Origin of the sequence: Streptomyces sp. P9-A4, assembly GCF_036634195.1 — a bacterium.
Taxonomy (GTDB): Bacteria; Actinomycetota; Actinomycetes; order Streptomycetales; family Streptomycetaceae; genus Streptomyces.
Genome location: NZ_JAZIFY010000001.1, coordinates 3,900,221 through 3,920,087, shown reverse-complemented (window position 1 = coordinate 3,920,087; position 19,867 = coordinate 3,900,221). Strand labels below are relative to the sequence as shown.

General features: G+C 73.0%; 22 protein-coding genes. 15 read left to right on the top strand and 7 right to left on the bottom strand.

Translation table 11 applies throughout. From position 1 onward, the window contains the following. The first annotated feature begins 11 nt into the window (after window positions 1–11). Both V4Y03_RS17565 and V4Y03_RS17560 read left to right on the top strand, forming a co-directional pair. Entirely contained in the window at window positions 12–899 is an 888-nt protein-coding gene (locus tag V4Y03_RS17565) for an alpha/beta fold hydrolase (RefSeq protein ID WP_332435524.1), read from the top strand. Window positions 900–957: 58 nt separating this feature from the next. After that, window positions 958–2,019 carry an aldo/keto reductase gene (locus V4Y03_RS17560; RefSeq protein ID WP_317875805.1) on the top strand — a complete coding sequence of 354 codons (1,062 nt, stop codon included), beginning with the start codon at window positions 958–960 and terminating at the stop codon, window positions 2,017–2,019. A 25-nt stretch (window positions 2,020–2,044) separates the two neighbouring features. On the opposite strand, the gene V4Y03_RS17555 is transcribed toward V4Y03_RS17560, so the two are convergent. Beyond that, complete coding sequence (locus V4Y03_RS17555) at window positions 2,045–2,905, bottom strand: helix-turn-helix transcriptional regulator (RefSeq protein ID WP_332435523.1); 861 nt, start codon at window positions 2,903–2,905, stop codon at window positions 2,045–2,047. Between the two features lie 394 nt (window positions 2,906–3,299). Here V4Y03_RS17555 and V4Y03_RS17550 point away from each other — a divergent pair, with 394 nt between their 5' ends. Continuing rightward, window positions 3,300–4,142, top strand: coding sequence for an alpha/beta fold hydrolase (locus V4Y03_RS17550; protein ID WP_332435522.1), 843 nt, complete (start codon window positions 3,300–3,302; stop codon window positions 4,140–4,142). Window positions 4,143–4,146: 4 nt separating this feature from the next. After that, the gene (locus V4Y03_RS17545; protein ID WP_443079797.1) at window positions 4,147–5,397 is read left to right on the top strand and encodes a winged helix DNA-binding domain-containing protein; all 1,251 of its coding nucleotides are present in this window, start codon (window positions 4,147–4,149) and stop codon (window positions 5,395–5,397) included. 143 nt (window positions 5,398–5,540) lie between these two features. On the opposite strand, the gene V4Y03_RS17540 is transcribed toward V4Y03_RS17545, so the two are convergent. Beyond that, window positions 5,541–6,170, bottom strand: coding sequence for a MarC family protein (locus V4Y03_RS17540; protein WP_332435520.1), 630 nt, complete (start codon window positions 6,168–6,170; stop codon window positions 5,541–5,543). Window positions 6,171–6,329: 159 nt separating this feature from the next. Between V4Y03_RS17540 and V4Y03_RS17535 the strand changes: the two genes are divergently transcribed. Beyond that, the gene (locus V4Y03_RS17535; protein ID WP_332437210.1) at window positions 6,330–6,746 is read left to right on the top strand and encodes a YciI family protein; all 417 of its coding nucleotides are present in this window, start codon (window positions 6,330–6,332) and stop codon (window positions 6,744–6,746) included. Between the two features lie 69 nt (window positions 6,747–6,815). On the opposite strand, the gene V4Y03_RS17530 is transcribed toward V4Y03_RS17535, so the two are convergent. Continuing rightward, window positions 6,816–8,285, bottom strand: a complete 1,470-nt coding sequence (locus tag V4Y03_RS17530) for a DHA2 family efflux MFS transporter permease subunit (protein WP_332435519.1) — start codon at window positions 8,283–8,285, stop codon at window positions 6,816–6,818. A 64-nt stretch (window positions 8,286–8,349) separates the two neighbouring features. Here V4Y03_RS17530 and V4Y03_RS17525 point away from each other — a divergent pair, with 64 nt between their 5' ends. Then, on the top strand, window positions 8,350–9,057 hold the full coding sequence (locus V4Y03_RS17525; protein ID WP_332435518.1) for a TetR/AcrR family transcriptional regulator: 708 nt from the start codon (window positions 8,350–8,352) through the stop codon (window positions 9,055–9,057). Here the strand turns inward: V4Y03_RS17525 and V4Y03_RS17520 are convergent. Further along, window positions 9,039–9,632 carry a rhodanese-like domain-containing protein gene (locus V4Y03_RS17520; protein ID WP_332435517.1) on the bottom strand — a complete coding sequence of 198 codons (594 nt, stop codon included), beginning with the start codon at window positions 9,630–9,632 and terminating at the stop codon, window positions 9,039–9,041. The genes V4Y03_RS17525 and V4Y03_RS17520 overlap by 19 nt on opposite strands. 81 nt (window positions 9,633–9,713) lie before the next feature. On the opposite strand from V4Y03_RS17520, the gene V4Y03_RS17515 reads away from it, so the two are divergent. Continuing rightward, on the top strand, window positions 9,714–10,001 hold the full coding sequence (locus V4Y03_RS17515) for a metal-sensitive transcriptional regulator (RefSeq protein WP_317879144.1): 288 nt from the start codon (window positions 9,714–9,716) through the stop codon (window positions 9,999–10,001). Between the two features lie 85 nt (window positions 10,002–10,086). On the opposite strand, the gene V4Y03_RS17510 is transcribed toward V4Y03_RS17515, so the two are convergent. Next, window positions 10,087–10,824 carry a sulfite exporter TauE/SafE family protein gene (locus tag V4Y03_RS17510; RefSeq protein WP_332435516.1) on the bottom strand — a complete coding sequence of 246 codons (738 nt, stop codon included), beginning with the start codon at window positions 10,822–10,824 and terminating at the stop codon, window positions 10,087–10,089. A gap of 363 nt (window positions 10,825–11,187) precedes the next feature. Here V4Y03_RS17510 and V4Y03_RS17505 point away from each other — a divergent pair, with 363 nt between their 5' ends. The 5 genes from V4Y03_RS17505 to V4Y03_RS17485 all read left to right on the top strand — a co-directional run bounded on the left by V4Y03_RS17505 (window position 11,188) and on the right by V4Y03_RS17485 (window position 15,801). Continuing rightward, on the top strand, window positions 11,188–11,826 hold the full coding sequence (locus tag V4Y03_RS17505) for a TetR/AcrR family transcriptional regulator (RefSeq protein WP_332435515.1): 639 nt from the start codon (window positions 11,188–11,190) through the stop codon (window positions 11,824–11,826). A gap of 133 nt (window positions 11,827–11,959) precedes the next feature. Then, window positions 11,960–12,523, top strand: a complete 564-nt coding sequence (locus tag V4Y03_RS17500; RefSeq protein ID WP_332435514.1) for an RBBP9/YdeN family alpha/beta hydrolase — start codon at window positions 11,960–11,962, stop codon at window positions 12,521–12,523. A gap of 10 nt (window positions 12,524–12,533) precedes the next feature. Further along, window positions 12,534–13,469, top strand: coding sequence for a prolyl aminopeptidase (pip, locus tag V4Y03_RS17495; protein ID WP_332435513.1), 936 nt, complete (start codon window positions 12,534–12,536; stop codon window positions 13,467–13,469). 42 nt (window positions 13,470–13,511) lie between these two features. Continuing rightward, window positions 13,512–14,120, top strand: a complete 609-nt coding sequence (locus V4Y03_RS17490; protein ID WP_317874722.1) for an HhH-GPD-type base excision DNA repair protein — start codon at window positions 13,512–13,514, stop codon at window positions 14,118–14,120. A gap of 127 nt (window positions 14,121–14,247) precedes the next feature. After that, window positions 14,248–15,801, top strand: coding sequence for a M28 family metallopeptidase (locus V4Y03_RS17485; protein ID WP_317874721.1), 1,554 nt, complete (start codon window positions 14,248–14,250; stop codon window positions 15,799–15,801). 184 nt (window positions 15,802–15,985) lie between these two features. Here the strand turns inward: V4Y03_RS17485 and V4Y03_RS17480 are convergent, their stop codons facing one another. Next, complete coding sequence (locus tag V4Y03_RS17480; RefSeq protein WP_332435512.1) at window positions 15,986–17,560, bottom strand: helicase HerA-like domain-containing protein; 1,575 nt, start codon at window positions 17,558–17,560, stop codon at window positions 15,986–15,988. A gap of 97 nt (window positions 17,561–17,657) precedes the next feature. Between V4Y03_RS17480 and V4Y03_RS17475 the strand changes: the two genes are divergently transcribed. Continuing rightward, a complete protein-coding gene (locus tag V4Y03_RS17475) occupies window positions 17,658–17,954 on the top strand; it encodes a type II toxin-antitoxin system VapB family antitoxin (RefSeq protein ID WP_015034993.1) in 297 nt (98 codons plus the stop codon). Between the two features lie 117 nt (window positions 17,955–18,071). Continuing rightward, entirely contained in the window at window positions 18,072–18,701 is a 630-nt protein-coding gene (locus V4Y03_RS17470) for a LytR C-terminal domain-containing protein (protein ID WP_332435511.1), read from the top strand. Window positions 18,702–18,801: 100 nt separating this feature from the next. Here the strand turns inward: V4Y03_RS17470 and upp are convergent, their stop codons facing one another. Further along, on the bottom strand, window positions 18,802–19,437 hold the full coding sequence (upp, locus tag V4Y03_RS17465) for a uracil phosphoribosyltransferase (protein ID WP_317874718.1): 636 nt from the start codon (window positions 19,435–19,437) through the stop codon (window positions 18,802–18,804). Window positions 19,438–19,529: 92 nt separating this feature from the next. On the opposite strand from upp, the gene V4Y03_RS17460 reads away from it, so the two are divergent. After that, window positions 19,530–19,739, top strand: coding sequence for a hypothetical protein (locus tag V4Y03_RS17460; protein WP_317874717.1), 210 nt, complete (start codon window positions 19,530–19,532; stop codon window positions 19,737–19,739). Window positions 19,740–19,867 lie beyond the last annotated feature (128 nt).

Sequence of the window (19,867 nt, the reverse complement as noted above, 5' to 3'; positions counted from 1 at the left end):
ATCATGGAGGGGTGACTCCTTCCTCCGCCCCTTCCCCCTGGTCAGAACGGTTCGTCATACGGGAAGGGGTACGGCTTTCCGCGCGCGACTGGGGCGGCTCCGGCACCGACGTACTCCTGCTCCACGGGCTTGCCGGGCACGCCGGCGAATGGGACGCCACCGCCCGGCTGCTGCGCGAGTCCGGGTACCGGGTCGTCGCCCTCGACCAGCGCGGGCACGGCGCCAGCGAGCGGCACCCCGGTGATGTCACGCGGGCCGCCTACGTCGCCGACGCCCTCGCCGTCATCGAGGAACTCGGCCTGGACCATCCCCTGTTGGTCGGGCAGTCGCTCGGCGGCAGCACCGCCCTTCTCGCCGCCGCCGCCCAACCCGCACTGCTGCGCGCCCTCGTTCTCGTCGAAGCCGGGCCCGGCGGCGGCAACCCCGGCGTACAGGAACAGATCGGCGGCTGGCTGGACGCCTGGCCTGTGCCCTTCCCCTCCCTGGACGTGGCCGCCGCCTACCTCGGCGGCGGGAAGCAACCCGTAGGGGACGGCTGGGCTCGCGGGCTCGAAGAACGCGCCGACGGGCTCTGGCCGCGTTTCGAACCCGATGTCATGGTGCGGTCCCTCGACGAGATCTCCAGCCGCGCGTTCTGGGACGAGTGGGCGGCCATCACCTGCCCCACCCTCGCCGTCCTCGGGCAGGGCGAGCAGGGCGGAATCATCGGCGGCGCCGAGTACGCGGAGATGGTGCGGCTCCAGCCCGGTCTGCGCGGCGCGAGCCTGCCCGCCACCGGGCACGACGTACACCTCGAACAGCCCGCCACCCTGCACCGGCTGATCGTCGGATTCCTCGGGGACCTCACGCCGTCCGAGTCGTCCGAGCCGTCCGAGTCGTCCGAGTCGTCCGAGCCTTAGGCCCTCGGGACCCCTCACCCCTTGCCTTCGAGCGCACTCCAGTTCCTACAGTGCCGCCATGCGCTATCGAGTACTCGGCGGGACCGGGATCGACGTCAGTACGTACTGCCTCGGCACCATGATGTTCGGTGCCGTCGGCAATCCCGACCATCAGGAGTCCGTGCGGATCATCCATGCCGCCCTCGACCACGGCATCAACTTCGTCGACACCGCCGACATGTACTCCGCCGGCGAGTCCGAGGAGATCGTCGGCAAGGCACTGCGCGACCCGCACCGCCGCGACGACACCGTCCTCGCCACCAAGGTGTACTTCCCCGTCGGCGGCGAAGGCCCCAACCGGGGCGGCAGTTCCCGCCGTTGGATCATCCGGGCCGTCGAGGACAGCCTCCGGCGGCTCGGCACCGACTGGATCGACCTCTACCAGGTCCACCGGCCCGACCAGCGCACGGACATCGAGGAGACCCTCGGCGTGCTCGGTGACCTCGTCACCCAGGGCAAGATCCGGGCGTTCGGCTGCTCCACCTTCCCCGCCGAGGACATCGTCGAGGCCCACGCCGTCGCCGAACGCCGCGGCCTGCGCCGCTTCCGCTCCGAGCAGCCGCCGTACTCGCTCCTCGCGCGCGGCATCGAGGCCTCCGTCCTGCCGGTCGCCCAGCGGTACGGGATGGGCGTACTGACCTGGTCGCCCCTCGCCTCCGGCTTCCTCACCGGCAAGTACCGCAAGGGCCGGCCCATCGACCTCGGCAGCGGGCGGGCCGCCCTCACCCCCCACCGCTTCGACCCGGCGCTCCCCGGCAACGCCGCCAAGCTCGACGCCGTCGAGGAGTTCGTCGCCCTCGCCGACGACATCGGCTGCTCCCTGCCCGAACTCGCCATCGCCTTCGCCGCCGCCCACCCGGCCGTCACCTCCGTCATCATCGGGCCGCGCACGATGGACCAGCTGGACGGGCTGCTCAAGGGCGCGCCCGTCCTGCTCACCGACGAGGCCCTCGACCGTATCGACGCGATCGTCCCGCCCGGCACCGACCTCTACCGGCCCGACGGCGTCTGGCGCCCCGCCGCCCTCACCGAACCCGCCCTCAGGCGGCGGCCGTTGGCGGACCGGGCCGCAGCCGAGTAGCACCGGGCCGGTGCGCCTTCCGCTCTCAGGGCCTTGCCGTGAACTGTTCCGCCCCCACCACCCTGAGCAGCGCCAGCCGCTCCCCCGCGTCCGTGCCCGGCGGCGGCGTGAACAGGACCAGCCGCTGCTCTCCCTCCAGCGCGAGCAGCACCTGGCAGTCCAGGTCCACCGCTCCGATCACCGGGTGAGCGACCCTCATCCTGCTGTGCCGCCGGACCGCCACCTCGTGCCGCTCCCACAGCTCCGCGAACTCCTCGCTCGCCCCGCGCAGCCGCTCCACCAGCCGCGTCACGGCCGGGTCGCCCGCGCGCCGGCCGAACGCCGCGCGCAGGTCCGCGACGTGGAGGCGGCTGTGGTACGCGTGCTCCCCGGCCGGGTACGCCGTACGCGCCTCCGGGTCGGCGAACCAGCGCCACACCACGTTCCGTCCGTGCTCCGACACCGTGCACACCCCGCCGAGCAGGGTGCGGGCCATCTCGTTCTGCGCGAGGACATCCCCGAGGTCGCTCAGGACCTGCGCCGGTGTCGACTCCAGCTGTTCGAGGAGGTGCAGCAGGCCGGGCGAGACGTGGTCACCGCCCACCGGCCCGGCGGGCGGACGGTGGCCCGCGAGGAGGTGGAGGTGGTCGCGCCCGTCCGTGTCGAGCCGCAGCGCCCGGGCGAGCGCGGCGAGCATCTGCGGCGAGGGCTGCGGGCCGCGGGCCTGCTCCAGGCGGATGTAGTAGTCGGCGGACATCCCGGCGAGCTGGGCGACCTCCTCGCGGCGCAGTCCGGGCGTACGGCGCCGGGGGCCGGCCGGCAGCCCCACGTCCTGCGGTCGGACCCGGTCGCGGGAGCGGCGCAGGAAGTCGGCGAGTTCGCGTCGGTCGATCGGCGTACGGGGCATCCTGCGGGTCCTCCCTGGGGGGGTGGGGTGGGGTGGGGTGGGGTGGGTGGGGTGGGGTGGGGTGGGTGGGGTAGGTGGGGTAGGTGGGGTAGGTGGGGTAGGTGGGGTAGGTGGGGTAGGTGGGGTAGGTGGGGTAGGTGGGGTGGGTGGGTTCGTGCGGCGGCCATAGTCCCGTAGGGGTGCGGGCTTTGTGTGGCCGTGGTCCCGAAGGGGTGGGCGGTTGGTACGGCGGTGGTCCCGTAGGGCCGGGGGCTTCGTACCGCCATCGTCCCGTAGGGGCAGGCGCTCATCCAGGGACTCGCGGTCCCAGGGTCGGCAGGGCTCTCCCCTCCGCCTCCGGGCGGCGGGAGAGTCCTCGGTGTCAGGCACCCCACCCCGCCCCCAGGAGCAGATCTTGGCCATCGTCACCGTCGGTCCCGCCCGCGTTCACTACGACGTCGAGGGGCCGAGCGCCCGTATCGACCACCCCACCGGTCCACGCTCCGCCCCCGCCTCCGCCCCCGCCCTCCTTCTCGTCCACGGCACCGGGTCCGGTGGCGCCGTCGTCAACTGGGGCCAGACCGCCCCCCGTTTCACCACCGACCGTACGGTCATCACCCTCGACCTCTCCGGCGCCGACCGGACCCTCGACGACGGCAGCCCCCTGACCGTCGAGGCGCTCGCCGCGCAGGTGATCGCGGTCATCGAGGACGCCGGCACCGGGCCCGTCGACCTGCTCGGCTTCTCCATGGGGTCCCCCGTCTCGGCGACCGTCGCCGCGCTCCGCCCCGACCTCGTCAACCGGCTGGTGCTGGTGGCGGGTTGGGCGTACACCGAGGGCGACGAGTACCTGCGGAACCTGTTCACGCTGTGGCAGCGGCTGGGCGAGTTCGATCCCGCGGGGTTCGGGCGGAGCGTGACGATGACCGGGTTCAGCCGTGGCTTCCTCAACGCGATCGGCCGCGAGGGGGTGGAGGCGCTCGTCCCGAACATGCCGCCCACGCCCGGCACGCTGCGGCACGTGGCGCTCGACCTCGCGGTCGACATCCGGGAGCTGCTGCCCCGGATCACGGCGGAGACGCTCGTCGTCGGGTGCGCCCAGGACGCGACCGTGCCCGTGGAGAACAGCCGGGAGCTGCACGAGGCGATCGGCGGGAGCGCGTACGCGGAGATCGACGCCGGGCACGTCGTGTTCTTCGAGAAGGAGGACGAGTTCGTGCGGACGGTGACGGATTTCCTCGGATCGGCGGCGGCCTGAGGCGATGCTTGGCCGCATGGCGGAGACGAGGACGATCGGCGCGGCGGAACGCAGGGCGCGGCTCGGAACGAGGCACCGGCTGGCCGGGAGCGCGCGGGCGGGGTCGGCGGAGGAGGTCGCGGGCGCGCTCGTGGCGCTGCACGGGACGGATCCGGCGAGTGTGTTCCTCGCGGTGGGGGCGAGGTTGGCCGGGGCGGGGGCCGGGTCGCCTTCCGGGGCCGGCCCGCGCCCCGAGACCGGGCCCGTCCCCGAAGTCGAGCGGGCCCTGTACGAGGACCGGTCGCTCGTGCGGATGCACGGCATGCGGCACACGCTCTTCGTCCTTCCCGCCGACCTCGCACCCGCCGTGCAGGTGTCGACGACCCGCCCCGCCGCCGTCCGCGAACGGGCCACCCTCCTCAAGCACCTGGCCTCGGGCAGCACCTTCGACGCGGACTGGCTGGCGGCGACCGAGGCGCGGGTCCTCACCGAGCTGGGCGTACGTGGGGAGGCGACGGGCGCCGAACTCGGCGACGCCGTACCGGAGTTGCGATCGACGTACGTGTACGGGACGGGAACCCGCCAGGAGGGTGCGCAGTCGGTCGCGAGCCGGGTGCTGCGGGTGCTCGGCATGGACGGGCGGATCGTACGGGGCCGGCCGCAGGGGGCGTGGACGTCGAGCCGCTTCCGCTGGGCGCTCGCCGAGGCCCGCCCGGAACCCGATCCGGCGGAGGCGCGGGCGGAGCTGATCGGGCGCTGGCTGGGGGCGGGCGGGCCGGCGACCGAGGCGGATCTGAAGTGGTGGACGGGGTGGAAGGTGACGGAGGTACGGGGGGCGCTGGCGGCCGTCGGGGCGGTGCCGGTGACGCTTGCGGAGGGGGAGGGGACGGGGGCCGGGCGGGCGACCGGCTTCGTCCTGCCGGACGACCTGGAACCCGTACCAGAGACGGAACCCTGGGCGGCGCTCCTGCCCGCGCTCGACCCGACGCCGATGGGCTGGCAGGCCCGTGACTGGTTCCTGGACCCGGAGATGCGGCCCGCGCTGTACGACCGCAGCGGGAACATCGGGCCGACGGTGTGGTGGAACGGCCGGATCGTCGGCGGCTGGGCGCAGCGCCTGGACGGCGCGATCGTCCACCGGCTCCTGACGGACGTGGGCGGAGCGGCGGAGCGGGCGATCGGGGCGGAGGCGGAACGGCTGGCGGGCTGGGTGGGGGAGGTACGGGTGACGCCGCGCTTCCGGACGCCGCTGGAACGGGAACTGAGCGAGAACTGAGCACGACCTGCGCGGGAGCTGAGCGGGAGCTGAGCGCGGTCCGATCGGAAGCGGGCCGGGCCCGGCCGAGCGCGGTCCGGTCGGAAGCCGGGCCGGGCCGATCCCCCCTCCCCTCTCCCCTCTCCCCGCTCCCCGCTCCCCCCTCAATGCCGCAGATACAGCCCCGGAACGCCCAGGTCCGAGAGGCCGTCCAGGAACAGGTCCACGCCGACGGCGGCGAGCAGTAGCCCCAGGAGGCGGCCGAGCAGTTCGATCGTGGCGTGGTGGGTGCGGTGCAGCACGCGGGTGAGCAGCAGGACGCAGACCAGGTCGAGGGCGATGACGGACACGTACGCGCCGACGACGGTGGAGCGCCAGGTGAAGGAGTCGCGGGCGGCCGCCTCGATGAGTACGGCGGTCATGGCGAGCGGGCTCACGACGTACGGCATGAGCAGTTCGCGTACGCCGCTGATCAGGTCGGGGGCGTCCTGGTGGGTGGTGGTGGAGCCGAGGTGGAGGCCGAGGACGAGGCCGACGGCGTAGATGAAGAAGATGACGCCGCCCGCGAGCTGGAGGGCGGGGGTGCTGATGTGGAAGAGGTCGAGCAGCCAGGGGGCGGTGATGCCGGTGAGGAGCCCGACGAGGACGGCGGCGCTGGAGGAGATCAGGGCGATGGTGCGGAGCTGCCCGACGGGGTGGACCTGGGCGAGGCCGGCGAAGGAGAGGAGGACCTTAGGGGGGCCGACGACGGAGAAGAAGGTGATGAAGGCGGCGGAGAAGGTGAAGGCGTTCACACCGGAATCATGGTGCGGCCGGGTGATTTCTCCCGTTTTTTGGGCCGGTGCCCGCGCGGTGTCGAGAACGGGCGGGCGGCTCCGACTGTCCTGCGAAAGGAAGTGACCGGCGAGGAGGCCGGGAACGAGAAGCGCGAAGCGGGAAACGAGGAGGACGTCATGAAGTACCTGGTGATGGTGCAGGGCTCGGATGCCGACTACGAGGCGATGGCGGGCCGCCCCACCGCGAACAGTCCTGCCTGGACCAAGTCGGACCTCAAAGCGATGTTCGACCACATGAACGGGATCAGCGAGAAGCTGGCGGCGTCCGGCGAGATGCTCGAAGCGCAGGGCCTGGCCGCCCCGGCCACGACCCGCTTCGTGACGGTGGACGGCGACGGCAAGCCGGTCGTCACGGACGGCCCGTACGCGGAGACCAAGGAGGTCATCGTCGGCTTCTGGATCCTCGACTGCGCCTCCCTGGACCGCGTGACGGAGATCGCCGCCCAAGTGGCCCGCTGCCCGCAGCCGGCCGGCGCCCCGGAATACCCGGTGGTCATCCGCCCGATCGACGAATCCGGCCCGAGCCAGGACTGAGCGCGGGCGACCGGCGACGGACACCGGAGCGCGGGCCGGCGGGGCCGGCCCGCGCCGAGGGGTGGATGGTCAGTGCATCCCGTGTCCGTGCGGGCCCGTTCGGGTGTGGGGGTGGGATCGGGGGGCCAGGATCAGGGTTGTCAGGGCTGTGATCGCTGCTGTCAGGGTGCAGGCCGTGAAGGCTGTGGTGAAGCCTGACGGGGTGGGGGGTGTCGTGGTCAGGGCCAGGGTGGAGGCGATCGCCACGCCCAGGGAGCCGCCCAGTTCGTGGAAGGTGTTCACGATGCCGGAGGCGAGGCCCGCCTCGTGCGGGGTGATCAGGCCCAGGGCCGTCGTCGTCGCCGTCACGAAGACCGCGCCCAGGCCGAACGCCGCCGTCGCCAGGGACGGCAGGACCGTGGCCCACGGGCCCGACTCGGGGTCCAGTACGGCCAGCGGCAGGCAGCCCAGGGCCGCGACCGCCATGGCGCCGGCCGCGCAGGCGCGCGGGCCCACCGTCATGACCAGGCGGGAGCCCAGGTGGGCGCCGATCGCCGTCGCCAGGGCCACCGGCAGGAACAGGAGGCCGGTGCGGAACGCGTCGAGGCCGTGGACGTACTGGAGCCGCAGCGAGCCCAGGAAGAAGAACGAGATCAGCAGCGCCGTCGCGACCAGCATCAGGAGCGAGCCCGCGACCACCGGTCGCAGGGTGAGCATCCGCAGGTCCATCAGCGGGGTGCGGGTCCGTCGTTCCGCCGCCGCGAAGGCGCCGTAGAGCGCCAGCGCGCCGAGCAGCGGGAGCAGGGTCGCCGCCGCCATCCAGCCGGAGTCGCCCGCCCGGACCAGGCCGTAGACGAGTGCGCCGGTCGCGGTGGTGACGAGGAGGGCTCCGGGGATGTCCAGGCCGCCGGTTCCGGTCCGCTTCCCCGTGGGCAGGGGCCGTGCCGTCGGTCGTACGGCCTTCGGGAGCGCGATCAGCAGCGCCAGGCCGACCGGGACGTTCACGTAGAAGATCCACGGCCATCCCGGGCCCGCCGTCAGCGCGCCGCCCAGCAGCACTCCCACCGCCGATCCCGTACCGCCGATGGCCGCCCAGACGCCCAGCGCCTTCGGGCGTTCCACGCCCCGGAACATCGTGGTGACCAGCGCCAGCGCCGCCGGGGAGAGGAGTGCGGCGCCGACGCCCTGGACCGCGCGGCCCGTGAGCAGGACATCGGCGTTCGGCGCCAGGCCGCAGGCCAGGGACGCGGCCGTGAAGAGGGCCAGCCCGGTGAGGAGGACCCGGCGGGCGCCGAGGGCGTCCGCGAGCCGGCCGCCGAGCAGCATCAGTCCGCCGAAGCAGAGGGTGTACGTGGTGACGACCCAGGTCAGGGCCGTACGCCCGAGGCCCAGATCGGCCGCGACGGCCGGCAGGGCCACGTTCACCACGGTCACGTCGAGGATCAGCATGAACTGCGCCGCGCAGATCAGCGCCAGGGCCGTCCAGCGGCGCGGGTCGGGGTCGGGGTCGAGTTCGGGGTGTGTCGGGGCAGGGGTGGGTACGGCGGAGGACGTGGGCATAACTGAACTGTACGGCACAGTACAGTTGAACTCAAGAGTACAGTTCCGTTGGTAGGGTGGGCCCATGGACGTCCCCTCCGGCGCTGCCGGTCCCTCCGGCGCGGCCACTCCCTCCGGCCCGTCCGGCCCCCGCGCCGCCCGCAAGCGGCAGGCCGTCCTGCGGGCCGCCCGCGACCTCTTCCTCCGCGAGGGCTTCGGCGTCGGCATGGACGCCATCGCCGCCGAGGCCGGCGTCTCCAAGGTGACCGTCTACAACCACTTCGGCAGCAAGGAAGCCCTCTTCACCGCCGTCGTCACCGGCGCCGTCGACGAGCCCCTGTCCGGCGCCGGACGCACGGGCGACGGGCGCACCGAGGACGCCCCCGACCTCGCCCGGCTCGTCGCCGCCGACGGCCCCGAGGAGCTGCGCGCCGCCCTCACCGAGGCCGGCCGCGCCTGGAGCCGCGCCGTACGCGCCGACGACGAGGGCCGCGCCCTGCGCACCCTCGTCGCCACCGAACTCCACCGCTTCCCCGAACTGGGCCGCGCCTGGCGCGCACACGGCCCCACCGGGCACCACCCCGCCGTCGCGGACGCCCTGCGCGCCCTCGCCGACCGGAACCTCCTCGACATCCCCGACCTGGAGGTCGCCGTCCTCCAGCTCTACTCGCTGCTCGTCTTCCCGCAGATGGTGTTCGAGCAGTACGGGACCGAGCTGGCCGACGGGCTGGGCGAGCGGCTGCTCGTCGACGGGGTGGAGATGTTCCTCCGGCGTTACTCCCCCGCCCCCTGACGCAGCCGGGCCAGCGTCGCGTCCATGTCGACCGCGCACGCGCTTCCCCGGTTGTACGGGAGCTTGCCGAGCATCAGCGCCATGCCGCAGGTGTTGGTGAGCGCCGAGAAGACGAGGCCGCCCGCGACGCCCGCCGAGAGCAGCTGGAACGCCGGGTGTATCAGCACCCCGAGCAGCAGGCCGAGCAGCACCAGCGAGCCCGCGACCAGCCGCACCTGGCGGTCCATCGCCCACACCGGCTTCGCCGGGGCGCCCGCCGGACGGTCCAGACCGTGACCGCGCGCCGCCCAGCCGCTCGTACCGCCGTCGAGGTCGTACGCGCTGACGCCTTCCGCCGCGAGCTGCGCGCAGGCCCTGGCCGAGCGGTTGCCCGACTGGCAGACGACCAGCACTCCGCCGCGCGCCGCCGCCTCCCGGAGGGCGGGGACGGCGCGGGCGAGCCGGTCGAGCGGGACGTTGACGGCGCCGGGCACATGGCCGGAGGCGTACTCGCCGGGCGTGCGCACGTCGACGACGGTCAGGCCGGCCAGCCGGGTGCGGGCCTGGTCGGGGTCGAGCAGGAGGGGTGCGTTCATGGCAGGTGTCATCCTTGGTCTTCGACGGGGCCCCGTGCTGGGGAGTAAATTACCCCCTGGGGTATCTGTGGAGGAGTGGCTGTGGAACTGGATCTCGCGGGTGCGGAGCTGAAGGCGGTGCTGAACAGGCTCCGCCGTGCTCAGGGTCAGATCTCCGGCGTGATCCGGATGATCGAGGAGGGCCGGGACTGCGAGGAGGTCGTGACCCAGCTGGCCGCCGCCTCCCGCGCCCTCGACCGGGCCGGGTTCGCGATCATCGCGACCGGGCTCCAGCAGTGCCTGACGGACGTCGAGGACGGCCGCAGGAACGGCGAGGACCGCGACGCGATGCGTGCCCGCCTGGAGAAGCTCTTCCTGTCGCTGGCGTAGGCCCGGGCGGGGCGGGGACGGACGCGGGCAGCGCCGTGGGCATGGGCATGGGCATCGAGATGTGCCGGGGCTCGGGCATCGGCGCTCAGAACACCACCGCGTCCAGCAGCATCAGCCCTGCCACCCCCAGCAGCGCCGCACCGAAGATCCGGCGCAGGGTGTCGCCCGAGACCTTCGACGCGAGGCGCCGGCCGTCCCAGGCGCCGAGGATCGCCGCCCCCGCGAAGGGGGCGATCACCGCCCAGTCCAGGGCGTCCGCCGTGCCCGCCCTGGCCAGCAGCGCGGCCAGCGCGTTCGCGGCGACGACCAGCAGGCTCGTCCCCACCGCCGTACGCATCCGCAGGCCCACGACCTGCACGAGCGCCGGCACGGTGAGGAAGCCGCCGCCCACCCCGAGGACCCCGGTGACCGCGCCGAGCCCGGCGCCCGCGCCCGCGACGGCCGGGGCCGACCTGCGGACGCCCTCGGCGCCGGACGCGGGCCTGAGCATCCGTACCGCCGCGATCCCCGCCACCGCCGCGAACCCGGCGGTGAGCAGCGCCTCCGGGAGCCGGGTCGCGAGGAGGCCGCCGAGCGCGGCCGGGACGAGTCCCGCCGCCGCGAAGAGCGCGCCGGTCCTCCAGCGGACGTTCCCGTCCTTGGCGTGGCCGTAGAGTGCGGTCGCGGAGGTCGCGAGGACGATCAGGAGGCTCGCGGTGGCGGCGGCGGGCGGGGTGAAGCCGAGCAGGTAGATCAGGACCGGGACGGCGAGGACACTGCCTCCGCCGCCGAGCGCCCCGAGCGCGAGCCCGACGACGGCGCCGGCCGCGAGGGCGATCACCATCGGACGGGCCGAGGTGGGTCGGTCAGCGGCACGGGCCTGCCCCTTTCGGAATCCGGAGGGAGGGGTCGAGATTACCCCCGGGGGTATGCATGGTGATGCCAACGACCCTAACAGATGTACCCCCGGGGGTATCCAGGAGGGTGCCCAAGGGGGCGTCCGGGGAGGGCGTCCGGGAGATACCCGGGAGGTGCCCAGAAGGGCGCCCGAAGGGGCGCCCCGACCCGGTCGGCCCGTCACGCTCCCCACCTAACCGGATCGCTATCCGCTTCCCGAAGGCGCCAGGTATGCTCGGGAGCACGAGCGACAGGAAGCGGCCGGGACAGGGGGAGACGGGGCGCGCACGACCGGCAGAGGAGCCGACAGATGAGCACCGAGAACCAGCGGGCCGGAGCCACGCCGGCGGCGGTGACGCCCACCCTGCTCCCCACCGTCGGAACCCCCGCCCCCGAGCGCGCCGACGCCGCCCGCAACCGCCGCAAGATCCTCGACGCCGCCGCCCGGATCGTCGCCGAGGACGGCCCCGACGCCGTCACCATGAACCAGGTCGCCCACGCCAGCGGCATCGGCGTCGGCACCGTCTACCGCCGCTTCGGCGACGTCACCCAGCTCCTGTGGGCCCTCCTCGACGACCGCGAGCGGCAGTTCCAGCAGGCGTACATGAGCGGCCCGCCGCCGCTCGGTCCCGGCGCCCCCGCCGACGAACGGCTCGACGCCTTCCTCGACGCGCTCGTCGACCGGGTCGGCGAGCAGCGCGAGATCCTGCTCGCCGCCCACTCCGCCGCGCCCCGCGCCCGCTACCACGGCGGCGCGTACGGGCTGATGCACACCCACGTGGCCCTGCTCATCGGCCGCCTCAGGCCCGAGGCCGACAGCGCGCTCCTCGCGCACCTGCTGCTCGCACCGTTCTCGCCGGACGTCGTGCACCACCTGACGGTCGAACGCGAACTGTCGGCGGACCACCTGAAGACGGGCCTGCGCGAACTCCTCCGACTCCGCGCCTGAGCCGACGAGCCGCGAGCCGACGAACCGCGAGCCGACGAACCGCGAACCGAAGCGACGCGAACCGCGCAGCTACCGGCGACCGGCTGGTGGACGACGGTGGACCGGGGACGCCCGCCGGTCGCAGGATCCTGCCATGACCACGTATCTGATCCTGCACGGCTACGAGAACCACCGTCCGCCCGGCCACTGGCAGCACTGGCTCGCCGGGGAGCTGCGGGCGCGCGGGCACGAGGTGCGCTACCCGCAGCTCCCCGGGCCCGACGCGCCCGTGCTCGCCGACTGGCTCGCGGCCCTGGAGGAGTACGGGAAGCGGCCCGCCGAGGGGGAGTTCGTGGTCCTCGCGCACAGCCTGTCCGTACTGCTCTGGCTGCGCGCCGGGGAGCGCCGGCCGGACGCCGACCGGGTGCTGCTCGTCGCCCCGCCCTCGCCGCCGGTGACCGCCTCGATCCCGCCGATCGCCGCCTTCGCCGACGGGCTCGACCTCGCCGAGCGGGGGCTCGGCACGGCGCGCCTGGTGTACGCGGACGGGGACCCGTACTGCCCCGAGGGCGCCGACCTGCACTACGGCCTTCCCCTCGGGCTCGACATGGACCACGTGCCGGGCGGGAAGCACCTCAACCCTGATTCGGGGTACGGGGATTGGGCCTCGCTCCTCGCCTGGTGCGAGGACCCGGCGGTGCGGATCGAGGGCCGGTAGGGTCGGCCGGATGCACCCTGAGACCGCACCGTACGAACAGGGCCTGCTCGACGTGGGCGACGGCAACCTCGTCCACTGGGAGGTCTCCGGCAACCCGGAGGGCCGGGCCGCGCTCGTCGTCCACGGCGGGCCCGGCTCCGGCTCCTCCCCGCGCAGCCGTCGGCTCTTCGACCCGGCGGCGTACCGGGTCGTCCTCTTCGACCAGCGCGGCTGCGGGCGCTCCACGCCGCACGCGAGCGACCCGGCCGCCGACATGTCCATGAACACCACCGCGCACCTGGTCGCGGACATGGAGCTGCTGCGCCGGCACCTCGGGATCGAGAAGTGGCTGCTGTACGGCGGCTCCTGGGGCTCCACGCTGATCCTGGCGTACGCGGAGGCGTACCCCGAGCGGGTGTCGGCGATCGTGATCGCGGCCGTGACGACCACCCGCCGCTCCGAGACGGCCTGGCTGTACGAGGGGGTCGGGCGCTTCTTCCCGGAGGCCCACGAGCGCTTCCGGGCCGGGGCCGAGGGGGCCGCCGACCTCGTGGGGGCGTACGCCGAGCTGATGAACCACCCCGACCTCGCCGTACGGGAGAAGGCGGCGGCCGACTGGTGCGCCTGGGAGGACGCGGTGCTCTCGATGGAAGGCATGGGCACTCCGTACACCGACCGCGTCGACGACGCCCGGCTCGGCTTCGTCCGGATCTGCTCGCACTACTTCGCGCACGGCGCCTTCCTGGAGGAGGGCGCGCTGATCCGTGACGCCCACCGGCTGGCCGGCATCCCCGGCGTGCTGGTCCACGGCCGGATCGACATGGGCGGGCCGCTCTCCACCGCCTGGGAGCTGTCCCGCGCGTGGCCGGACGCCGAGCTGCACGTGGTCGAGAGCGCCGGGCACCTGGGCGGCGAGGAGACCCGGAACCTGATCCTGACCGCCCTGGACCGGTTCGCGAAGGGGTGAATCCACCGGGCGGCCGTCACGCGCGCGCGTGATGATCGGTGCATGAGTCCCCAGCCCCCCGAGATCCACCTCGCCCAGCAGCCCGAAGCCGACGCCCTGCTCGGCCGGTCCCCGCTCGCCGCGCTCGTCGGCATGCTCCTCGACCAGCAGGTCCCGATGGAGTGGGCGTTCTCGGGGCCGTACACGATCGCCTCGCGGCTCGGCGCGGACGACCTCGACGCGCACGAGATCGCCTCCCGGGACCCGGAGGAGTTCGCCGCGCTGCTCTCCGAGAAGCCGGCCGTGCACCGCTACCCGGGTTCGATGGCCCAGCGGGTGCAGCAGCTGTGCCGGTTCCTCGTCGAGGAGTACGGGGGCGACGCCGAGGCCGTCTGGTCGGACGCGGCGACCGGGAAGGAACTGCTCGCCCGGCTCGAAGCGCTGCCCGGGTTCGGCAAGCAGAAGGCGCAGATCTTCCTCGCCCTGCTCGGCAAGCAGTACGGGGTCCGGCCGAAGGGCTGGCGGGAGGCGGCGGGCCCGTACGGCGAGCAGGGGTCCCACCGCTCGGCCGCCGACATCACGGGCCCGGAGTCGCTCGCGAGGGTGCGGGCCCACAAGCAGGAGATGAAGGCGGCGGCGAAGGCCGCGAAGGCCGCCAAGTCCCCCAAATAGGCCGGGAATTATCAACTCCACATGGCAATCCTGCTCAATGCGAGAGGAATTGTGGAGAAGGTGTTCACAGAAGGCCCCACAGATCGCTAACTTCCCCTCAACCTCGTCCGTAACGGGAAGGACTTCTGTGAACGCAACCCAGCGCCGGGCCGCGGCCGTTCTCGCCGCCGCCGCACTCGCCACCCCGCTGGTCCTCGCCTCCCCCGCCACCGCGGGGCAGGACCCCGCCGCCGCGCCCGCCCGCGACGCCGCCAAGCTGGCGAAGAAGCTGGTCCGCGAAACCACCGCCAAGGACGCCTTCACGCACCTGCAGAAGTTCCAGGCGATAGCCGACTCGGCCGGCGGCAACCGCGCGGCCGGCACGCTCGGCCACGACGCCTCGGCCGCGTACGTCTACACGCAGCTCAAGAAGGCCGGCTACGAGGTCTCGTACGAGAAGTTCGACTTCTGGTACACGCAGACGCTCGCCGAGAAGGCCTCCGTCGTCTCCCCCGCCCCGCGGGCGCTCGACGTCAAGGCGATGACGTACACCCGGTCCACCCCGGTCGGCGGCGTCACCGCGGCCCTCGCGGCCGTCCCCGTCGACGCCGACGGCTCGACCGGCTGCCAGCCGTCCGACTTCGCCACCGGCACCTACACGGGCAAGATCGCGCTGATCAAGCGCGGCGCCTGCTCCTTCGCGATCAAGCAGCAGAACGCCGCCGCGGCCGGTGCCGTCGCCGCCGTCGTCTACAACAACGTCGAGGGCACGCTCTCCGGCACCCTCGGCGACGTGGCCTCGGGCAAGATCCCGACCGGTGGTCTCAGCCTGGCGCAGGGCACCCAGCTCGCCGCCGACGCCGCCGCGGGCCCGGTCTCGCTGTCGCTGGAGATCCGCGAGTTCCAGGAGAAGCGCACCACCAACAACGTCCTCGCGGAGACCAAGGGCGGCAACGCCGCCAACACCGTGATGCTCGGCTCGCACCTGGACTCCGTCACCGCGGGCCCCGGCATCAACGACAACGGCTCGGGCTCCGCCGGTCTCCTCCAGACCGCCCTGGAGCTGGCCAAGTCGAAGGACAAGGTCCGCAACAAGGTCCGCTTCGCCTGGTGGTCGGCCGAGGAGAACGGCCTCCTCGGCTCCGAGCACTACGTCAACAACCTGACCGCGCTCGACAAGAGCGAGATCAAGCTCTACCTCAACTTCGACATGATCGCCTCGCCGAACTACGGCCTGTTCGTCTACGACGGCGACAACTCGGACGGCGTCGGCGAGGACGCGGGGCCGGAGGGCTCGGCCCAGCTGGAGCGGGACATCACCGACTTCATGGACAAGCGCGGACTCCCGCACGCGGGCACCGACTTCGACGGCCGCTCCGACTACGGCCCGTTCATCGAGGTCGGCATCCCCTCCGGCGGCACCTTCACCGGCGCCGAGGGCATCAAGACCGCCGCGCAGGCGGCCAGGTTCGGCGGCGAGGCGGGTGTCGCGTACGACGTGAACTACCACGCCAAGGGCGACGACCTGAAGAACATCAACATGACGGCCTTCGACGCGAACATCAAGGTCATCGCCAACGCCGTGGGCACCTACGCCCACGACATCTCCTCGCTGCGCAAGCCGGTCGTCTCGGTCCCGACCACCGGCGACGCGGGCAGCGACGGCGGCCTGCACGCCGACCACGACCAGGTCACACAGTAAGCAGGGGGGCTAGGGCCTGTCGTCAAATTCCCGTCGTCGCCCGAAGGGCGGCCCCGCGGCGTCTGGTGCGTGCTCTCGGCGTGCCGGGCGGAAGCCCTCGTACTGGACGTACTCGGGCTTTCGCCCGGTGCGGCGAGAGCGCGTGCCAGGCGTCGCGGGGCAGGCGGGAGTTTGACGACAGGCCCTAGCGCCCGCGGCGGGCGGTCCCGAAGATCGAGCGGCTGATCTCCCGGCCCAGCTGGGTGCCGATCGACCGCGCGAGGGACTTGAACATCCCGCTGCCCACCACCTGTTCGGCGAGCGAGGGTTCCGGCTTCGGAGCCCTCGCTCCCGGCTTCCCGGCCGCCTTCGCGGCCTTCTCCGCCTCCGCGGCGGCAGCGGCCTCCAGCGCCGCCGACTCCGCCGCGTGCTGCTCGGCCGTCAGCTTCTCGTACGCCGACTCCCGGTCCACCGCCTCCGCGTACCGCCCGTGGAGCGGCGAGGCCTTCACCGCCGCGTCCAGGGCCGCCGCGTCGACCGGACCCATCAGCGACTCCGGCGCCCGCAGCCGGGTCGCCGCCACCGGCGTCGGCGCCCCCCGCTCGCTCAGTACGGTGACCACCGCCTCGCCCGTACCGAGCCCGGTCAGCACCTCCTCCAGGTCGTACGGCGAGTTCGGGAAGGTCCGCACGGTCGCCTTCAGCGCCTTCGCGTCGTCGGGGGTGAAGGCGCGCAGCGCGTGCTGCACCCGGTTGCCCAGCTGGGCGAGCACGTCCCCGGGTACGTCCTTCGGCGTCTGCGTCACGAAGAAGACCCCGATGCCCTTCGAGCGGATCAGCCGGACCGTCTGGGTGATCGACTCCAGGAACGCCTTCGAGGCCCCGCTGAACAGCAGATGCGCCTCGTCGAAGAAGAAGACCAGCTTCGGCTTGTCCAGGTCGCCGACCTCCGGCAGGTCGTTGTAGAGGTCCGCCAGCATCCACATCAGGAAGGTCGAGAACAGCTGCGGCTTGTCCTGCACGGCCGGCAGCTCAAGGACCGAGACGATCCCGCGCCCGTCCGGCGCCGTCCGCAGCAGCTCGCCCGTGTCGAACTCCGGCTCCCCGAAGAAGCCGCCCGCGCCCTGCTGTTCGAAGGCCGTGAGCGCCCGCAGGATCACCCCCGCCGTCACCGTCGAGAGCCCGCCGATCCCCTTCAGTTCGGACTTCCCGGTGTCCGAGACCAGGAAGGCCACCACCGCCCGCAGATCCTTGAGGTCCACCAGCTCAAGGCCCTTGGCGTCGGCGTAGTGGAAGATCAGGCCGAGCGACTGCTCCTGCGTCTGGTTGAGCTGGAGCACCTTGGAGAGCAGGACGGGGCCGAAGCTGGTCACCGTGGCGCGCACCGGGATGCCGGGGCCGGTGCCGCCGAGTCCGTAGAACTCGCAGGGGAATCCGGTCGACCGCCACTCCTGCCCGACCTGCCCGGCCCGCTCCCTGACCTTCTCCCCGTCGGCGCCGGGGGCCGAGATGCCGGAGACGTCGCCCTTGATGTCGGCGAGGAAGACGGGCACGCCGTGCGCCGAGAGCTGCTCGGCGATCAGCTGGAGCGTCTTCGTCTTGCCGGTGCCGGTCGCGCCGGCGACCAGACCGTGCCGGTTGAGGACGGTCAGCGGGATGCGGATCGGCGCGTCCGGGTGACAGACGCCGTCCCAGAGCAGGGCCCCCAGATCGAGTGCCGCGCCTTCGAAGGCGTACCCGGCGGCGATCTCGGCGGCCGGCGGCTGCTCACTCACGCTCATGAGGGGACCCCGATTTCGGTCTTGTCACGTTTTGCACCAGCATCCCACTGCCCTCGCGTGGCTGCGCCGGTAGCCGCTCGCCCGGTAGGCTTTCCGTGTGATCTTCAAGCGCATCGGAAACGGAAAGCCGTATCCCGACCACGGCCGGGAAAGCACCCGGCAGTGGGCGGACGTCGCGCCGCGCCCGGTCCGCCTCGACCAGCTGGTCACCACCAAGGGCCAGCTGGACCTCGAGACGCTGCTCGCCGAGGACTCCACCTTCTACGGCGACCTCTTCGCGCACGTCGTGAAGTGGCAGGGCGATCTCTACCTCGAGGACGGACTGCACCGCGCGGTCCGCGCGGCGCTCCAGCAGCGCCAGGTGCTGCACGCCCGCGTCCTGGAAATGGACTGAGCCGGCGCCCCACGGCGCGGCTCCCGCTGACCCTTTCGGGGTCAGTTCGCCCCCATCCGGACGCGATCACATGATCATCAAGTAGGCATCGCCGACGGGCGGCACTACGCTGCGTTCATGAGCATGCTCACTCCCCCCGGAATGGGTGGAAAGTACCGCATCACGGGGGATGTCTATCCCCGGATGCGCCGCCCCCACCGCCGGCGCAGGATCATCCTCGCGGCCACCGCCGCCGTGGTCGTGCTCGGCGCGGCCGGCTGGGGCACGCTCCAGCTCGTCGACGTCTTCTCCGGCGACGAGGGCAAGAAGACGACGGCCGGGAAGCAGGCCGACTGCAAACCCGCCGCCAAGGCCACCACCGCGCCCGCCGCAGCGCTCCCCAAGCCCGCCCAGATCACGGTCAACGTCTACAACGCGACCCCGCGCAGCGGTCTCGCCAAGACGACCGCGGACGAGCTCAAGAAGCGCGGCTTCAAGATCGGCAAGGTGGGCAACGCGCCCACCGCGTACGACAAGAAGGTCACCGGCGCCGGTCTGCTGCTCGGCGCCACGACCGCCACCAAGGGCGCCCTCCCGGTCCTCGGCACCCAGCTCAAGGGCGCCACGACCAGGACGGACACCCGGGCCACGGCGGACGTGGACCTGATCATCGGGACGGCCTTCAAGAACCTGGCCCCGAAAACGACGGCGGACGCGGCCCTGGTCGCCCTGACCAAGCCCGCGCCCGTACCGACCGGGAAGTGCTGAGACCGGCTCCGCCGAGCCGACGGTTTCCCTGCTCGGCGGAGCCGGCAGTGCCCTACTCGGCGGAGCCGGCAGTGCCCTACTCGGCGGAGCCGGCAGTGCCCTATTCGGCGGAGCCGTACATGCGGTCGCCCGCGTCGCCCAGGCCCGGGACGATGTAGCCGTTCTCGTTGAGGCGCTCGTCGACCGAGGCCGTCACGACGGTGACGGGGGTGCCCGCGAGCTCCCGCTCCATGACCTCGACGCCCTCCGGGGCGGCGAGGAGCACCACGGCGGTCACGTCGTCGGCGCCGCGCCTGATCAGCTCCTGGATCGCCGCGACCAGCGTGCCGCCGGTCGCCAGCATCGGGTCCAGGACGTACACCTGGCGGCCCGAGAGGTCCTCCGGCATCCGCGAGGCGTAGGTCGACGCCTCCAGCGTCTCCTCGTTGCGGATCATGCCGAGGAAGCCGACCTCGGCGGTCGGCAGCAGCCGGACCATGCCGTCGAGCATGCCGAGCCCGGCGCGCAGGATCGGCACCACCAGCGGACGCGGGTACGACAGCTTCACGCCGGTCGTCGGGGTGACGGGGGTCTCGATGTCGACCTGCTCGGTCCGGACGTCCCTGGTGGCCTCGTAGGCGAGCAGGGTGACCAGCTCGTCGGCGAGACGGCGGAAGGTCGCGGAGTCCGTGCGCTTGTCGCGCAGGGTGGTGAGCTTGTGGGCGACCAGGGGGTGGTCGACGACGTGGAGACGCATGACTCAACAGTAGCCCGCCGCGCACTGGCGTCGACCCACGCCACTGGGGGAAGGTGGGAGCACGGGGACCCAGCGATGGGGTGGAGTGGCCGATGCCCGACCTGGAAGAACCGGCCGAGGACGCCGCCGAGAGGGCGGCCCGGAAGCCGGCGCCGGAGACGGACGCGGAGCGCCGCAGGCGCCGCGCCCAGTTCCTCCGCGAACTCAACGAGGCGAAGGCGCTGCGCGAGCGCGTACAGCCGAGACGCGCGCGGGCCGCCCGGATGCGCCAGGCCATGCGCATGCGGACCTTCCGCTGGTGAGGGCCCCGCGACGACACGGCGGCGGACCACGGCCGGTCCCGGCCGTGCGCCCCCCGCGCGCGCCGGGGTCGCACGCCCGCCCGATCGCGGGGTCGTTCAGACTGATGCACGACGCAAGAGCCGAAGAC

Excerpts from the sequence above, each read along its gene's own strand:
- V4Y03_RS17560 (WP_317875805.1), top strand. The coding sequence starts at position 958 with ATGCGCTATCGAGTACTCGGCGGGACCGGGATCGACGTCAGTACGTAC.
- V4Y03_RS17555 (WP_332435523.1), bottom strand. The coding sequence starts at position 2,905 with ATGCCCCGTACGCCGATCGACCGACGCGAACTCGCCGACTTCCTGCGC.
- V4Y03_RS17545 (WP_443079797.1), top strand. The coding sequence starts at position 4,147 with ATGCTTGGCCGCATGGCGGAGACGAGGACGATCGGCGCGGCGGAACGC.
- V4Y03_RS17535 (WP_332437210.1), top strand. The coding sequence starts at position 6,330 with ATGAAGTACCTGGTGATGGTGCAGGGCTCGGATGCCGACTACGAGGCG.
- V4Y03_RS17530 (WP_332435519.1), bottom strand. The coding sequence starts at position 8,285 with ATGCCCACGTCCTCCGCCGTACCCACCCCTGCCCCGACACACCCCGAA.
- V4Y03_RS17525 (WP_332435518.1), top strand. The coding sequence starts at position 8,350 with ATGGACGTCCCCTCCGGCGCTGCCGGTCCCTCCGGCGCGGCCACTCCC.
- V4Y03_RS17520 (WP_332435517.1), bottom strand. The coding sequence starts at position 9,632 with ATGAACGCACCCCTCCTGCTCGACCCCGACCAGGCCCGCACCCGGCTG.
- V4Y03_RS17510 (WP_332435516.1), bottom strand. The coding sequence starts at position 10,824 with ATGGTGATCGCCCTCGCGGCCGGCGCCGTCGTCGGGCTCGCGCTCGGG.
- V4Y03_RS17505 (WP_332435515.1), top strand. The coding sequence starts at position 11,188 with ATGAGCACCGAGAACCAGCGGGCCGGAGCCACGCCGGCGGCGGTGACG.
- V4Y03_RS17500 (WP_332435514.1), top strand. The coding sequence starts at position 11,960 with ATGACCACGTATCTGATCCTGCACGGCTACGAGAACCACCGTCCGCCC.
- pip (WP_332435513.1), top strand. The coding sequence starts at position 12,534 with ATGCACCCTGAGACCGCACCGTACGAACAGGGCCTGCTCGACGTGGGC.
- V4Y03_RS17490 (WP_317874722.1), top strand. The coding sequence starts at position 13,512 with ATGAGTCCCCAGCCCCCCGAGATCCACCTCGCCCAGCAGCCCGAAGCC.
- V4Y03_RS17480 (WP_332435512.1), bottom strand. The coding sequence starts at position 17,560 with ATGAGCGTGAGTGAGCAGCCGCCGGCCGCCGAGATCGCCGCCGGGTAC.
- V4Y03_RS17470 (WP_332435511.1), top strand. The coding sequence starts at position 18,072 with ATGAGCATGCTCACTCCCCCCGGAATGGGTGGAAAGTACCGCATCACG.
- upp (WP_317874718.1), bottom strand. The coding sequence starts at position 19,437 with ATGCGTCTCCACGTCGTCGACCACCCCCTGGTCGCCCACAAGCTCACC.
- V4Y03_RS17460 (WP_317874717.1), top strand. The coding sequence starts at position 19,530 with ATGCCCGACCTGGAAGAACCGGCCGAGGACGCCGCCGAGAGGGCGGCC.